Raw genomic sequence first — 14,084 nt, forward strand, 5'->3', positions numbered from 1 at the left:
ACGACCGGTTGCGATCATTGCGTCGCGGGGCAGCCTCGAATGTCGTTCCAATATTCGTCGTGGACGTCGGCGTCGATTTCCACCGGCATAGAACTTGATGGATACAGCCGGTCTTGGCCATCTTTTCGGGGACCGGAGATCCAAAACTGGTCGCCTGTCTCGGCGTCAAAATAGTTGGCCTTGAAACCTTGGCCACCCAGTCGCTGAAACGTGCGCGCTCCGTAGTAGATTGACTGGCCAGTTTTTGAATAAGTTACGCGACCGATTCTTGCCGGCCCATTGAGGCCTGCCGATTTGTCTTCGATATACATTATCCGCGTCTTCTTGGCGCTCATTGTGCCGGGCCTCCCTGGACAATAGCCATATCAGCGCGATGGCGGCTTTCCACCCCATTCCGCCAATTCGCAACCAGCTGCCACCTCTCCTCCCCAAAAATCCGACTATGCCCTTGGAACCGGCGGCAAATACGGGCATCGTCGGCGGGACGGATCGAAACGCGCCGACCTGGCGTTCCGATTCCGAAGGTCAAGACAGGGAGCAGCAAGATGACGACGCGTTCGCACCATAAGCATTTCATCGCCGGGGGCCTTGTCCTCGCCGGGGCGCTGGCGCTCGCGGGCTGCGCCGGGATGGGCGGGAAAACGACGAGCACGCTGCCGCCCGCCGACGCCTATGCCCAGCTTACCGATTCGAAAGGCGCCGACCGCGGCCGCGCCGACATTTACCGCGATGGCAGCGGCCTGCGCGTCGAACTCGTCGCGCGCGGCTTCGGCCCCGGCACCTATGGCATGCACGTCCATGCGGTCGGCCAGTGCACGCCGCCCGACTTCGCGAGCGCGGGTCCGCACTGGAACCCGACCGGCGCGCAGCACGGCCGCGAAAATCCGATGGGCGCGCACCATGGCGACCTGCCCAATCTCGTCGTTGAAACCGACCAGATCGGCCGCGCGACGCTGCACCTCGTCGGATCGCGCTTCGAGGGCGACGGCGGGCTGCTCGATGCCGATGGCGCGGCCTTCGTCATCCACGCCGGGCCCGACGATTACAAGACCGACCCCAGCGGCAACAGCGGCGGCCGCGTCGCGTGCGGCGTGATCGTCCGCGGCGACGGCGAGTAACGCCGCCGCCCGCGCGCCGGCCCTAGGGTCAGGACCCTAGGCTGGCGCGCCCGCCGCGGCGGCGCGCTCGGCGATCGTCGCTTCGGCCTGCGGCACCGCGCGATAGGCATAGAGCAAGAGCGCGACCGCGACCGGCGCGACGCCGATCAGTGACAAGATGCCCGTGCGCAGGTCGCCGACGGGCTTGCCGTCCACCATCGTGCCGGCAAGGTCCGAAATCTGCCCGACCATATAGGGGCCGAACGACAGGCCGACGAGCGTGGTGCCGAGGAAGAAGGCGGCGGTCGCGGTGCCGCGCATTCGCGGCAGCACCAGATCTTGCGTCGTCGCCGCGGCCGCGCCGAGCGCTGCCGCGCCGAGCATGCCGGCGAGGAAGTTCATGACATAGAAGAGCGTCGAATTTGCGGTCGTATAGCCGATCCAGATCGGGATGATCGGCGCGACGACGCCGAACAGGACCATCAGGATGCGTCCCGCCGGGTTTTTCGCGCGCAGATGATCGGCGACGCGGCCGCCGATGATCACCCCGACGAAGCCCGCGACCGCGCCGTTCGCGCCGAGGATGAAAGCGAGTTCCTGCTTGGGCAGCCCGAGCACGATCTCGGCATAGGGCGCCGACCAGAAGGCGAGCGCATAGGCCGCGAGCGCGACGAGGCCATAGCCCAAAGTCGTGCAGAGGAAGGCCGGGGTGCCCCAGATCAGCCGGAAGGTCGCGGGGTCGTGCGCGCGCAGCGTGCAGGCCCAGGAAAACACCGCATAATAGCCGACCCCGACCGCCGACCATTGCGGGAAATTGCCGGTCAGTTCGATCATCCACCAGGCGAAGGCGCCGATTGCGGCGGCGAAGCCGAGGTTGATCGCCAGCGCCGCGGGGCCGCGCTTCGCGGCGCCGACCAGCGTCAGCGGCGGCACGATCATCGACAGGTCCTTGCCGAATTCGCGGAACGGGGCCGGCGAACTCGGGCTCGGGGTCCCGTCCATCGCCCCGCGCACCGGTTCGCGCAGGCTCGCGACCCACAGCGCAAGCAGCAGGCCGGGGATGCCGACCGCGAGGAAGGCCGCCTGCCAGCCGACAAGGCCGATCGGCCCGCCGGCGGGATAGGCATTGTTCCACGCCTCGACGATCAGCGCGCCGATGAACAGCGACACGCCGCCGCCGAGATAAAGCCCCGACGAATAGATGGCGAGCGCGGTCGCCTTTTGCCGTTTGGGGAAATAGTCGGAGATCAGCGAATAGGCGGTCGGGCTCGCGGTCGCCTCGCCGACGCCGACCCCCATGCGCGCGAGCGTCAGGGTGAACTGGTTATAGGCGAGGCCCGAAAAGGCGGTCATCGCCGACCACAAGGTCAGCCCGATCGACAGCAGCTTGACGCGGTTCCAATTGTCGGCGAGCCGGCCGAGCGGAATGCCGAACAGCGCATAGAATACCGCGAAGGCGGCGCCGCCGAGGAAGCCCATGTCGCCATCGGAGAGGCCGAGGTCGGCCTTGATATCGACCGCGAGGATACTGATGATCTGCCGGTCGATGAAATTGAGGATATAGACGACGACGAGCACCGACAGGACGTACCAGCTGTAACCGGTGGCTTTCGGCTCGGCGGCGGCGGGCGCGCCCGGCATGTCGTTTTCGCTGGCGGTATCGGCCATCTGGCAACCCTCTCCCTCACCCATTATCTCTTTTGTCGCCCATGGCTAGCAGAGCCGGACGCGGGCGCAAGTTGAAAGTCGGTTCAACTTTATACGGAGGCAAATCGAATATGCGTGAAGATGGTGAAATTGCGAAACCCGCGATCCTCTTCCTCTGCCTCGGCAACATCTGCCGCTCGCCGCTCGCCGAAGGTGCTGCGCGCGCCGCTTTCGCCCGCGCCGGCATCGACGCCACGCTCGATTCGGCGGGCACCGGCGACTGGCATGTCGGCCACGCCCCCGACCGCCGCGCGCAGGCCGAAGCACGCCGCCGCGGCATCGACATTTCGAAGCTGCGCGCGCGCCAATTGGCGCCCGATGACTTCTATAATTTCGACCTGATCCTCGCCGCCGACGAGACGAACCTGCGCGATGCGCGGGCGATCCGCCCGGCCGATGCGACCGCCGACCTCCGGCTGATGCTCGACCTCATCCCCGATCGCAAAGGGCAGGGCGTGACCGATCCCTATTACGGGAAGGATGACGGCTTCGCATCGACGTGGGAGGATGTCGATGCGATCGCGTCGGCGCTCGTCGCCGAATTTTCGCCCAAGGGGTAACGCGCCACCGGATGATAGCGCGAGCCGCCATGGCCCATCTCGCTTTCGTACAGCGTGACATGGCCGAATTCGAACGGCGGGCTCGCCAGATCGCTGTTCAGCGCAAGAAAGGGTGCGACCGGCCCCGATCCGCGGTTCAGCCGTGCCAGCGTGACATGCGGCATGAAGGCGCGTGTTTCGGGTGCAACCCCGACGCGCGCGAGCAACTGGTCGACCTTGCGGTGCAGTGCGCCAAGCGGCTCGTGCGGCTCCACTCCCGCCCACAGCATATGCGGCCGCCCCTGCCGTTCGAACAGGTCGACGCCGGCGAGCCGCGCCGTGACCGCGGGCGCGTAAATTGCGCCCAGCGCCGCCGCGATATCTTCGGCGCGGTGGCGATCGACCTCGCCGATGAAGCGCAGCGTCAGGTGAAGCTGCTCGTCACTTTGCCAGCGCGCGCCCGAAACGCCGTGCATCGCGGCGATCAGCGTTTCGCGGATGGCGCGCGGCGGGCGCAGCGCGACGAACAGGCGGTGCGTGGACATGCTCGCAACATAAGCGGCGATGTTCCGGGCCGCGACCCCTGTTCGCACGCGGGACAATAATATTGCTGGAATATTGCTGATGTCCGGTTTCGCTTGAAACGCGCGGGCAAACCCCCGATATTGTCGATACGGCCGGTATGGGCTGGCCAGTTATGGAGATGCAAAATGGCGAATTGGAACGACCCCAATATGGCGGCTTCCGGTTTCGGGGCCGGCGCGAACGCAATGGACCAGGCCGTCGATGCCGGTCTGCGGTCGTACATGCTGTCGGTTTACAACTATATGGGTTCGGGCGTGCTGCTGACCGGCATCGTCGCGATGCTGGCCTTCAACAGCGGCTTTACCGCTTCGCTGATCGGCAGCCCGCTGATGTGGGTGGTGATGCTCGCGCCGCTGGCCTTCGTGCTGGTGCTCAGCTTCGGCATCAACAAGCTCTCGACCGGCGCCGCACAGGCGCTGTTCTGGGTCTATGCCGCGGTGATGGGTCTGTCGATGTCGACGATCTTCCTTGCCTTCACCACGACCTCGATCGCGACGACCTTCTTCGCGACCGCTGCGGCCTTCCTCGGTCTCAGCCTCTATGGCTATACGACCAAGAAGGACCTGTCGGGCTTCGGCACCTTCCTGATCATGGGCGTCGTCGGCATCCTCGTCGCGATGGTGATCAACATGTTCGTGCAGTCGAGCGCGCTCAGCCTCGCGATCAGCGTCATCGGCGTGCTGCTCTTCGCGGGCCTCACCGCCTATGACACGCAGAAGATCAAGAGCATGTATTTCTATGTCCGCGGGACCGACTTTGTCGGCAAGTCGGTGATCATGGGCGCGCTGACGCTCTATCTCGACTTCGTCAACATGTTCACCTTCCTGCTCAACCTCCTGGGCAGCCGCGAATAAGCGGACCGGACACGGACGACATCAACGAGCCCGGCGGAGCGATCCGCCGGGCTCTTCCTTTTTTGGGCGCTCCGAACCGCCGTTCGACCGACGTGCGTGCATTATTCGAATAAAACCCCTTGCCAAGCATGCGCTACAAATGTAGCACGCTACAAATGTAGCGCATGAGGTGATTCGAATGCTGTCCAGTCTGCCCCCCCGCGAACGCGAAATCGTCGATATATTGTACGAGCGCGGCGCGTCGACGGTCACCGAGATCGGCGACGCGCTGGCCGATCCGCTGTCGGGCTCGGCGATCCGCGCGATGCTGAAGCGGCTCGAGACCAAGGGCTTCGTCGTGCGTGAGGGATCCGAACGCGGCTTCGTCTATGCGCCGAGCGTGTCGGACAAGACCGCGCGCAAGTCCGCGCTGAGCCAAGTCGTGCGCGTCTTCTTCAACGGATCGGCGACGAGCGCCGCGGCGGCGCTGCTCGGGATGCAGGACGAGATGACGGGTGACGAGCTCGACGAGCTAGAAAAAATGATCGCCAAGGCACGCGAGGGGAGAGGGTGATGCTGACTGCCGCCATGCTGCTGGGCCTTGCCTGGAAATCACTCGTCGTCGCGGCGCTGACGCTCGCGCTGCTCCGCCTCGCGCGGGCGCGCTCGGCGGGCGAGCGGTCGATGATCGCGCACGCGGGGCTCGCCGCGCTGCTCGCGCTGCCCGCCGCGATCCTGCTGCTGCCGCAATGGGCGCCGCTCCCCGCGAGCTGGTTCGCGGCGCCCGCTCTCGAAACAGGGGCAACCGGGGGATCGGCGATCGATCCGGCCGCCGCCGCGACTTCAGTCCCTGTCGTGGTGGAAGGCGCCGGATCGACGTCGATCATTCTCGACTGGAGCGCGCTTGCGCCCTTTCTCTATCTTGTCCCGCTCGTCTTGCTGTGTGGAGTGATGGCGCTGGCGGTGGTGCGGCTGTTCGCGATGCGCGGGCGCGCCGAAATCCTGATCGAGGGATCGTGGCTCTCGGCGCTTGCCGAAGCGCAGCGGCGCATGGGGTTCAAGCATGGCACCGCGCTCTTGGTCAGCAAGGAACTGCGTTCGCCGATCAGCTGGGGGGTGCTGCGCCCGACGATCGTCCTGAGCCCGAAGGCCGTCGCGGCGGCGGGCGAGGCGGAGGCGATCATCGCGCACGAACTGGCACATGTGGCGCGGCTCGACTGGGCGAAGCTGCTTGGTGCACGGGTCGCCTGCGCGGTCTTCTGGTTCAATCCCCTGGTGTGGGTGCTGGCGCGCGAAAGCCATCAATTGCGCGAGGAAGCCGCCGACGACGCGGTGCTGATGGCCGACATCGACGGCCCCGACTATGCGACGCTCCTCGTGGGCGCGGCGCGCCACGACAATCAGGGCACGCTGCTTGCGGCGCATGGCGTCGCGCCGGGCAAGGACAGCCTGAAGCGCCGGATCACCCGCGTGCTCGACGGCAGCCTGCGGCGCGGCCCGGCGAGCGCGAGCTGGATGCTGATGAGCCTTGTCGTGCTCGCCGGCGTCACCGCCCCGCTCGCCGCCTTTTCGGCGACGGCCAAGCCCGAGGCGGCGGCGGGCGTCCACCCTGTCGCCGCCTCGACCTCCAAGACGGCGACGACTGTGACGTCGCGGTCGGCAGCCGCGACCAAGGATGCTGTGGTCGAGGGGGCAGCGACGGCCAACGCGAAGCCGCTCACCGCCGAGCAGCTCGTGGGCATGCGCGCGGTCGGCGTGACTCCCGAATATGTCGAGAAATTGCGCGAGAACGGCGGATCGATGGATGCCGACGACATCATCTCGGCCAAGGCGAGCGGGATCGATCCCGCCTATATCCGGCAGATGCGCGGCGTCATTCCGGGCGCCGATTTCGATGATCTGGTTGGCGCGCGCCACGTCGGGGTCGATGCGGCCTTTGCCCGCGAAATGCGCTCGCACTTCCCCTCCGTGGGAATCGACGATCTGATCGCGCTGAAGGCGGTGGGGGTCGACCGCGATTTCGTCACCGAGATGAAAAGGTCGGGCGTCAGGATGCGCGACGCCGACGATGCGATCGAACTGCGCGCGGTCGGCGCGTTCCGGCCCGCGGCGAAGCCTCGCCCGGCAGCGCCGCCACGGCCTGCCGCGAAGGCGGTGCGCGGCGGCGATGTCGCCGTCATCGACATGGAACGCGGCGTGATCGAAGCGCGCCGCGCCGATGGCCGCACCGCCCGCATCGAAATACCCGCAACGCCCGAGCCCCCCGCACCGCCGACGGGCCCCGACGACTGACGCCCGGACGTTCGTCCGAACGCACCGACGATTGATCGAAACCTTGTTTGAAAAACGCCGCTGCGGCGGCGAGCGATGACGCTCGCCTGGCGCACGGAGGGAGGAGTGCACCACATGAAGGCCCTGAATTTTGCTGGCGTTACCGCGCTGTTGTCGATCCTCGCCTGTTCGGCGCCGACCGCCGCCGCCAACCCGCTGGTGCTGACCGACGTGCGCTGGATCGCCGAGCCCGCGGGCGGCAAGAAAAGCGCGCCGCGCATCCGCATCCAGCACCGCAAGTCGAGCAGCGACCAGAGCTTCGACGGATCGCGACCCTATTTCGCCAATGCCGAGGCGGCGCTGCGCCGCAAGACACCCGGACCCGTCAGCTTTCAGATCGCGCACGACGCGGGCACGCTGTCGTGCACCGGCACACTGACAGGGTCCTTCGAAGGGCAAGGCGCGTGCCGCTTTACCTCCGATCCCGCGTTCGAGAGGGCCCTCGGCGAGCGCGGCCTCGCACCCGGCCAGCGTTCGTCGCTGCTCGCGATGCTCCTCGTCGATGCCTCGATCGAGCTGGCCGACGGGCTGACGCGCGAGGGCGTGCGGCCGAAGGACGCCGACGACCTGATCGCGGCCGCCGCGCTCGAGGTGCGGCCCGAATATGTGCGCGACCTCAAGTCCGAGGCGCTTGTGCTGACCGATGTCGAGGATGCCATCGCGTGCAAGGCGCTTGGCGTCGACGGCGCTTATGTGCGCGGGCTCGCCGCGGCGGGGTACCGGAAATTGAGCGCCGACGAGGTCGTCGGCATGAAGGCGATGGGCGTGACGGGCGAATATGCGCAAGCGATGAACCGCGCGGCGGGGGGAAAAGCGAAGTGAAACGATGGACCAGTCTCGCGGCGATCGCCGCCGCGCTTTCGACGCCGGCGCTGGCGCAGGAAACGCCCGTGCCGAGCGGCGACACGCCGCCGCCCGCCGCGACCGAGGTCGCGCCCACTGCGACGACCGCGGCACGGCAGCTCTATACCCCCGCCGATTTCGCGCGCTACGCGCCGGTCAACGCCTATGACATGCTGGTTCAGGTGCCGGGCTTCCAGATCCGCGACAGCGAGGAACTGCGCGGGCTGGGACAGGCGACCGGCAATGTGCTGTTCAACGGCAAACGGCCGTCGAACAAGGCCGACGATATGTATACCCAGCTGTCGCGCATCCCTGCGGGCAATGTCGAGCGGATCGAGATCGTCGATGGCGCGACGCTCGACATACCCGGACTGTCGGGGCAGGTCGCCAATATCGTCTATCGCGCCGACGGCATTTCGGGGCAATTCTCGTGGAAGCCGCAGTTTCGCCCGCATTATACCGACCCGCTGTTCACCCGCGGCGATGTGTCGGTGCGCGGGCGGTCGGGCGAGATCGAATATGAGGCGTCGCTCAACAACGACGATTCGGCGCGGAGCGGCGCTGGCGGCCCGACTTTGATCTATGACGGCGCGGGCAATGTCATCGAGCGGCGCAAGGACATCTGGCACACCCATTATGACACGCCGAAGCTGTCGGGGCGCATTACATGGGACCCCGCCGGCGACACCGTCGCCAATCTCGGCGGCCATTATCAGCGCAAGTACGACCGCTATTATGAGGATGGCGTCCGCAGCGGTCCGGGGCTGCCCGACAGCATCCGCACCGTGCGCGAAAATTCCGACAGCTGGAATTACGAGATCGGCGGCGATTACCAGTTCGGGCTGGGGCCGGGGAAGCTGAAGCTGATCGGGCTCCGTCGCTTCAGTCACGAACCCTATAGCCAGGAAATCGTGACGACGCCCGACGGTGGCGTCGCGACGGGCGACCGTTTCATGCAGACCGGCGACCTCGGCGAGACGATCGGGCGCGGCGAATATCAGTGGAAGATGTTCGGCGGCGACTGGCAGCTGTCGGGCGAGGCGGCGTTCAACACGCTCGACAATGTGGCGTCGCTCGCGGTGCTCGATCCCTCGGGCGACTTCGTCGATATTCCGTTCGAGGGCGGCACCGGCGGGGTGAGCGAGGATCGTTATGAAGGCTTGCTGAGCTTCGGCCGCAAGCTGACCGACAAGCTCAATTTTCAGATCATCGCGGGCGCCGAGCATTCGACGATCACCCAGACCGGCGTCAATGGCCTGACGCGTAGCTTCTTCCGGCCCAAGGGGTCGATTTCGCTCGCCTGGGCGCCCTCGGCCGATTTCGACATCTCGGTCAAGCTCCGGCGCCGGGTGCTGCAGCTTTCCTTCTACGACTTTCTCGCGCGCGCCTTCCTCAACGACGGCAACCAGAATGCGAGCAACAACGATCTGCGCCCCCAGCAGGACTGGACCTATGAGGGCGAGATCAACAAGAAGTTCGGCGCATGGGGGTCGACGAAGCTGATCTTCATCTACCGCGACGTCGAGGACCGGGTCGACGTGATTCCGATCGGCGAAACCGGCGAGGCGGTCGGCAATATCGCAAAGGCCAAGGCCGGCGCGATCGACTGGACCTCGACGATCAATCTCGACCCGGCGGGGCTGAAGGGGGTGCGGCTCAACACGCGCGTGCTGCTCCAGAAAAGCTCGCTGCGCGATCCCTTCACCGGCGAGAAGCGGCAATGGAGCGGCTTTACCGACACCGTCGTCGAACTGGGCCTGCGCCACGATATTCCCGCGAGCGACTGGGCGTGGGGCGGCGACCTCGAATATTCGCATTACCAGCCCAATTACCGCCGCAACCAGACCGACAAGGTCTGGGAAGGGCCGGTGTGGGCGTCGCTGTTCGTCGAGAACAAAGATGTGTTCGGCCTCACCGTCCGTGCCGAGATTGCGAACATGGTCAATGCGCGGTCGAAGCGCGACCGCACCGTCTATACCGGGGTGCGCGGCGACAGCCCGATTTCCTTCATCGAACAGCGCGACCGGCTGATCGGACCGATCTTCGCCTTTTCGGTGCGCGGGACGTTCTGAGGCGTTAGGAGGTCTCGGTGACGACGCGCCGCATCAAAATCTATTTCGACGGCGGATGCCGGCCCAATCCGGGAAAGATGGAAACCGCCGTCGTCACCGGCGGCGCGGCCGTCGTCGTGCGCGACGCGGGGATCGGCAGCAGCCAGGACGCCGAATGGCTGGCGCTGATCGCGGCGCTGCGGATGGCGCAGGACATGGAGCTCGCCCATTATATCCTGCTCGGCGATGCCGCGGCGGTGATCGAGCAGGCGAACGGTGTCGTTCGCGCGCGCGGCGAAGCGGCCGAGCATCTCGCCGCTTTTCGGGCGCTGGCCGGCGACGGGCCGATGCCCACGGTGCGCCATATCAAACGGACGCAGAATCTCGCGGGGATCGCGCTGGCGAGCGGACGGTAGCGCCCAGAAAGGCTGTCCAACGCCCAAACCAGTTGTTAAGCGACGCGCGCCTATCCTTGGCGGACTTAAAGGAAGCCGATCGCGTTGAAGCCGACCCATCCCTTGCCCGTTCACCACAGCTGGCCGCTGTACGAACGCGCGCGCTTTTTCGAATTGGGACAGCTGCACCGGTGCGAAACGCTCGACCCGATTCCCGACGTCGTCGATGTCGCGGCGCGGCTGGCGCCCGGGCGCGTCCGCGTCGGGCAATGGGAATGCGACCTCACCGACAACGACCGGCTGAGCTGGTCGGACGAGGTCTATGACATTTTCGGCATCCCGCGCGGAACGGCTGTCGCGCGCGCCGAAGCGGTGGCGCTTTATGCCGAGGGGTCGCGCGCGGTGATGGAGAAGCTCCGCGCCTATGCGATCAAGCATCGGCGCGGCTTCACGCTCGACGTCGAAATCTGCCCCGCGCGGGAGCCGCGCCGCTGGATGCGGCTGATCGCGGCCCCGGTGTGCGAGGGCGATCGGATCGTCAGGCTGCAGGGCCTCAAATTGCTCGTTCCGGGCTCGGCTGGCCCCGAATTTTGAACCGTTCGATCAACCGAGCCTGAGAAACAACCGTTCTGGCAGTATTGGGGGCGGCTTTCGTTGACGCGTCGGCGGCTTCGACGCAGTCGATCATCGGACCAGACGTTGAGGGCGCCGAAGGGCCAGCACGCCTGATTCTTCCATTCATTCCCGAAGGCATTTGCCCCGCATATGAAGTTTTTTAATCGGTTTGCGTCGGCCGCGCACAATATGGCCATCGACCTGGGTACCGTGAATACCGTCGTCTATGTGCGCGACAAGGGCATCGTCCTCAACGAACCGTCGGTCGTTGCGCTGGAAACGCGCGACGGCGTCCGCCGGGTCAAGGTCGTCGGCAACGAGGCCAAGCCGATGATGGGCAAGACCCCCGACAATATCCAGGCGATCCGCCCCTTGCGCGACGGAGTGATCGCCGACATCGACGTCGCCGAACAGATGCTCAAACATTTCATGGACAAGGCGCAGGGCGGCGCGAGCCGCTTCGTCCAGCGCAGCCATGTCGTGATCTGCGTGCCGTCGGGATCGACGATGGTCGAACGCCGCGCGATCCGCGACGCGGCGAGCAATGCGGGCGCGGCATCGGTGCAACTGATCGAGGAATCGCTCGCCGCCGCGATCGGCGCCGGCCTGCAGGTCGCCGAGCCGCGGGGCGCGATGGTCGTCGACATCGGCGGCGGCACGACCGAGGTCGCGGTGCTGTCGCTGAGCGGCATCGCCTACAGCAATTCGGTGCGCGTCGGCGGCGACAAGATGGACGACATGATTTCGTCGTTCATCCGCCGCAAGCATAATCTGATGGTGGGCGAAATGACCGCCGAGCGCGTCAAGCTGACGATCGGCTGCGCGACCCCGCCCACGGGCGACGGCCTGGTGATGGGGGTCAAGGGTCGCGACCTGGTGACCGGGCGCCCGGCCGAGGTGCGGGTGACCGAAGCCGAAATCGCCGAAGCGCTCGCCGAGCCGGTAGGGCAGATCGTCGGCGCGGTGCGCGCGGCGCTCGAACAGACGCCGCCCGAACTGTCGGCCGACATCATCGACGAAGGCATCACGCTGACCGGCGGCGGTGCGTTGCTGCGCCGCATGGACGAAGCTATCGCGCGCGCGACCGGCCTGCCCGTCGTGGTCGCCGACGACGCGCTGATCTGCGTTGCGATGGGCGCGGGGCGCGCGTTCGAGGACCGCACCTATCACGGCGTGCTGATCGCGGCTTAGTTCCGGTCAGGCGCAGGCGTCGATCGCGGCGAGGTGCTTCGCCTTTTCGGCGTCATCGAGGAACGAGCCGGTAAAGCTGTTGCGCGCGAGCGTGACGAGTTCGGCCTTCGACAGATCGAGCGCGTCGGCGACCGCGTGGTAATTGGCGTTCACATAGCCGCAGAAATAGCTGGGATCGTCGCTGTTCACCGTGGCTTTGAGGCCCGCGTCGAGCATGGCCCTCAGCGGATGGTCGGCGATGTCATCGACGACGCAGAGCTTGAGGTTCGAGAGCGGGCAGACGGTGAGCGTGACACCTTCGGCCGCGAGGCGCGCGACGAGCGCGGGGTCCTCAAGGCTGCGGTTGCCATGGTCGATGCGGTCGACCTTCAGGAGGTCGAGCGCCTCACGGACATAGTCGGGCGGACCCTCCTCGCCGGCGTGCGCGACGATCTTGAGCCCCAGTCCCTTCGCACGAACGAAGACGCGTTCGAATTTGGACGGCGGATGGCCGACTTCGGACGAATCGAGCCCGACGCCGTCGATGCGGTCGAGATACGGCAGCGCCGCGTCGAGGGTTGCTTCGGCTTCGGCTTCGCTCAAATGACGGAGGAAGCACATGATGAGTTTCGACGTCATGCCGTAACTGGCGGCCGCGTCGTCGAGCGCACGCACGATGCCCGCGATAACGGTCCCGAAGGCGACGCCCCGCTCCGTGTGTCCCTGCGGATCGAAGAAAATCTCGACGTGCCGGACATTGTCGGCGTTGGCGCGCGCGAGATAGGCGGCGGTCAGGTCATAAAAATCCTGCTCGCGGTGGAGCACGCCCATGCCCTGATAATAGATATCGAGAAAATCCTGAAGGTTCGAAAAAGCATAGGCCGCGCGCACTTCCTCGACGCTGGCGAAGGGGATGGCGACCTGGTTGCGCTGCGCGAGTTCGAACATGAGCTCGGGTTCGAGCGAGCCTTCGATATGGAGGTGAAGCTCGGCCTTGGGCAGCCGGGCGATGAAGGCGGCGCGTTCCGCGCGTGAGGCGAAGCCGTCAGCCACCCGGCACCTACGCTTGCCCGAGGATGATCGCCGCCTCGGGCTTGTGGCGGCGGATTTCCTCGACCGTCAGCCCATCGATCTCGTGCGGGAAGATCAGCCACCGGTCGGTTTCGTGGACGAAGAAATCGGGACGGAGGTCGGTGACGTTGCGCCCCGGCTTGAACCACACGGTCGCGATGCGGATGTCGCGCGGCATATTGTGGCGGCAGCGCGCCTTGAGCTCGGCGATGAAGGCGCGAATGCTGCGGCCGCTGTCGAACACATCGTCGATGATGAGCAGCCGGTCGTCGGGGTTCAGCGTGTCGATCAGATAGCCGAGGGCGAAGACCTTTACCTGCGGATCCTGCTGGTCGATGCCTTTGTAGGAGGAGGTGCGGATCGCGATATGGTCGCAGTGATGGCCGTGATAGTCGAGCAATTCCTGCACCGCGATCCCGACCGGCGCCCCGCCGCGCCAGATGCCCACGAGGTGCGTCGGCTTGAAGCCGCTGTCCACCACCTGCATGCCGAGGCGCAGCGAGTCGGCGAGCAGATCGTTCGCGCTGATGAAGATTTTCTCGGCGGTCATGAGCTGCGGATTAATCCTCCGGGCGGGAGGCCGCAAGACGCGGCGGCTTTGGCGTGGTTTTCAGACGTTCGTCACCCCGGACTTGATCCGGGATCCACCGCAACATTGAAGTCATGGACCCCGGATCAAGTCCGGAGTGACGATGAAAGAAACATCCTCCCTGTGCCGAAGGCATGGGGAGGTGGCAGCGCGAAGTGCTGACGGAGGGGCCTATGGCGCACCCGTCGCGGCCCCTCCACCACCGCCTGCGGCGGCGGTCCCCCTCCCCATGGCCTGCGGCCACAGGGAGGATTGGCA

At 66.1% G+C, this 14,084-nt stretch carries 15 protein-coding genes; 10 read left to right on the top strand and 5 right to left on the bottom strand.

The annotated features are described in order from the left end of the window. Nucleotides 1-14: 14 nt before the first annotated feature. On the bottom strand, nucleotides 15-335 hold the full coding sequence (locus VFG17_RS09250; protein ID WP_325029182.1) for a 1-deoxy-D-xylulose-5-phosphate synthase: 321 nt from the start codon (nucleotides 333-335) through the stop codon (nucleotides 15-17). Nucleotides 336-545: 210 nt separating this feature from the next. On the opposite strand from VFG17_RS09250, the gene VFG17_RS09255 reads away from it, so the two are divergent. Further along, entirely contained in the window at nucleotides 546-1,118 is a 573-nt protein-coding gene (locus VFG17_RS09255; RefSeq protein WP_325029183.1) for a superoxide dismutase family protein, read from the top strand. 36 nt (nucleotides 1,119-1,154) lie between these two features. Here the strand turns inward: VFG17_RS09255 and VFG17_RS09260 are convergent, their stop codons facing one another. Continuing rightward, nucleotides 1,155-2,765 carry an MFS transporter gene (locus VFG17_RS09260; RefSeq protein ID WP_325029184.1) on the bottom strand — a complete coding sequence of 537 codons (1,611 nt, stop codon included), beginning with the start codon at nucleotides 2,763-2,765 and terminating at the stop codon, nucleotides 1,155-1,157. Between the two features lie 110 nt (nucleotides 2,766-2,875). On the opposite strand from VFG17_RS09260, the gene VFG17_RS09265 reads away from it, so the two are divergent. After that, entirely contained in the window at nucleotides 2,876-3,364 is a 489-nt protein-coding gene (locus tag VFG17_RS09265) for a low molecular weight protein-tyrosine-phosphatase (RefSeq protein WP_325029185.1), read from the top strand. Here VFG17_RS09265 and thpR read toward each other — a convergent pair. Continuing rightward, nucleotides 3,274-3,888 (bottom strand): RNA 2',3'-cyclic phosphodiesterase, encoded by a 615-nt coding sequence (gene thpR, locus VFG17_RS09270; protein ID WP_325029186.1) that lies wholly within the window; start codon nucleotides 3,886-3,888, stop codon nucleotides 3,274-3,276. The genes VFG17_RS09265 and thpR overlap by 91 nt on opposite strands. Nucleotides 3,889-4,053: 165 nt before the next feature. Between thpR and VFG17_RS09275 the strand changes: the two genes are divergently transcribed. The 8 genes from VFG17_RS09275 to VFG17_RS09310 all read left to right on the top strand — a co-directional run bounded on the left by VFG17_RS09275 (nucleotide 4,054) and on the right by VFG17_RS09310 (nucleotide 12,187). Beyond that, a complete protein-coding gene (locus tag VFG17_RS09275; RefSeq protein WP_325029187.1) occupies nucleotides 4,054-4,782 on the top strand; it encodes a Bax inhibitor-1/YccA family protein in 729 nt (242 codons plus the stop codon). Between the two features lie 178 nt (nucleotides 4,783-4,960). Then, entirely contained in the window at nucleotides 4,961-5,335 is a 375-nt protein-coding gene (locus VFG17_RS09280) for a BlaI/MecI/CopY family transcriptional regulator (protein ID WP_295322957.1), read from the top strand. Continuing rightward, complete coding sequence (locus VFG17_RS09285) at nucleotides 5,335-7,053, top strand: M56 family metallopeptidase (RefSeq protein ID WP_325029188.1); 1,719 nt, start codon at nucleotides 5,335-5,337, stop codon at nucleotides 7,051-7,053. Before VFG17_RS09280 ends, VFG17_RS09285 begins: the two co-directional genes overlap by 1 nt. 114 nt (nucleotides 7,054-7,167) lie before the next feature. Next, on the top strand, nucleotides 7,168-7,914 hold the full coding sequence (locus VFG17_RS09290; protein ID WP_325029189.1) for a hypothetical protein: 747 nt from the start codon (nucleotides 7,168-7,170) through the stop codon (nucleotides 7,912-7,914). Beyond that, nucleotides 7,911-10,007, top strand: coding sequence for a TonB-dependent receptor plug domain-containing protein (locus VFG17_RS09295; RefSeq protein ID WP_325029190.1), 2,097 nt, complete (start codon nucleotides 7,911-7,913; stop codon nucleotides 10,005-10,007). Before VFG17_RS09290 ends, VFG17_RS09295 begins: the two co-directional genes overlap by 4 nt. A gap of 17 nt (nucleotides 10,008-10,024) precedes the next feature. Continuing rightward, nucleotides 10,025-10,402 carry a reverse transcriptase-like protein gene (locus VFG17_RS09300; RefSeq protein ID WP_325029191.1) on the top strand — a complete coding sequence of 126 codons (378 nt, stop codon included), beginning with the start codon at nucleotides 10,025-10,027 and terminating at the stop codon, nucleotides 10,400-10,402. Nucleotides 10,403-10,486: 84 nt separating this feature from the next. Next, a complete protein-coding gene (locus tag VFG17_RS09305; protein WP_325029192.1) occupies nucleotides 10,487-10,975 on the top strand; it encodes a hypothetical protein in 489 nt (162 codons plus the stop codon). 171 nt (nucleotides 10,976-11,146) lie between these two features. Continuing rightward, nucleotides 11,147-12,187, top strand: a complete 1,041-nt coding sequence (locus tag VFG17_RS09310; RefSeq protein WP_325029193.1) for a rod shape-determining protein — start codon at nucleotides 11,147-11,149, stop codon at nucleotides 12,185-12,187. 6 nt (nucleotides 12,188-12,193) lie between these two features. Here the strand turns inward: VFG17_RS09310 and VFG17_RS09315 are convergent, their stop codons facing one another. Then, nucleotides 12,194-13,219: an adenosine deaminase gene (locus tag VFG17_RS09315; protein WP_325029194.1), complete on the bottom strand. Its 1,026-nt coding sequence runs from the start codon at nucleotides 13,217-13,219 to the stop codon at nucleotides 12,194-12,196. Nucleotides 13,220-13,226: 7 nt separating this feature from the next. After that, the gene (locus VFG17_RS09320; RefSeq protein ID WP_325029195.1) at nucleotides 13,227-13,787 is read right to left on the bottom strand and encodes a phosphoribosyltransferase; all 561 of its coding nucleotides are present in this window, start codon (nucleotides 13,785-13,787) and stop codon (nucleotides 13,227-13,229) included. Between the last annotated feature and the right edge of the window lie 297 nt (nucleotides 13,788-14,084).

This window comes from Sphingopyxis sp. (genome assembly GCF_035686825.1).
GTDB lineage: Bacteria > Pseudomonadota > Alphaproteobacteria > Sphingomonadales > Sphingomonadaceae > Sphingopyxis.

Bases quoted from the DNA above. Each gene is read 5' to 3' on its own strand.
- VFG17_RS09250 (WP_325029182.1), bottom strand. From the start codon at position 335: ATGAGCGCCAAGAAGACGCGGATAATGTATATCGAAGACAAATCGGCA.
- VFG17_RS09255 (WP_325029183.1), top strand. From the start codon at position 546: ATGACGACGCGTTCGCACCATAAGCATTTCATCGCCGGGGGCCTTGTC.
- VFG17_RS09260 (WP_325029184.1), bottom strand. From the start codon at position 2,765: ATGGCCGATACCGCCAGCGAAAACGACATGCCGGGCGCGCCCGCCGCC.
- VFG17_RS09265 (WP_325029185.1), top strand. From the start codon at position 2,876: ATGCGTGAAGATGGTGAAATTGCGAAACCCGCGATCCTCTTCCTCTGC.
- thpR (WP_325029186.1), bottom strand. From the start codon at position 3,888: ATGTCCACGCACCGCCTGTTCGTCGCGCTGCGCCCGCCGCGCGCCATC.
- VFG17_RS09275 (WP_325029187.1), top strand. From the start codon at position 4,054: ATGGCGAATTGGAACGACCCCAATATGGCGGCTTCCGGTTTCGGGGCC.
- VFG17_RS09280 (WP_295322957.1), top strand. From the start codon at position 4,961: ATGCTGTCCAGTCTGCCCCCCCGCGAACGCGAAATCGTCGATATATTG.
- VFG17_RS09285 (WP_325029188.1), top strand. From the start codon at position 5,335: ATGCTGACTGCCGCCATGCTGCTGGGCCTTGCCTGGAAATCACTCGTC.
- VFG17_RS09290 (WP_325029189.1), top strand. From the start codon at position 7,168: ATGAAGGCCCTGAATTTTGCTGGCGTTACCGCGCTGTTGTCGATCCTC.
- VFG17_RS09310 (WP_325029193.1), top strand. From the start codon at position 11,147: ATGAAGTTTTTTAATCGGTTTGCGTCGGCCGCGCACAATATGGCCATC.
- VFG17_RS09320 (WP_325029195.1), bottom strand. From the start codon at position 13,787: ATGACCGCCGAGAAAATCTTCATCAGCGCGAACGATCTGCTCGCCGAC.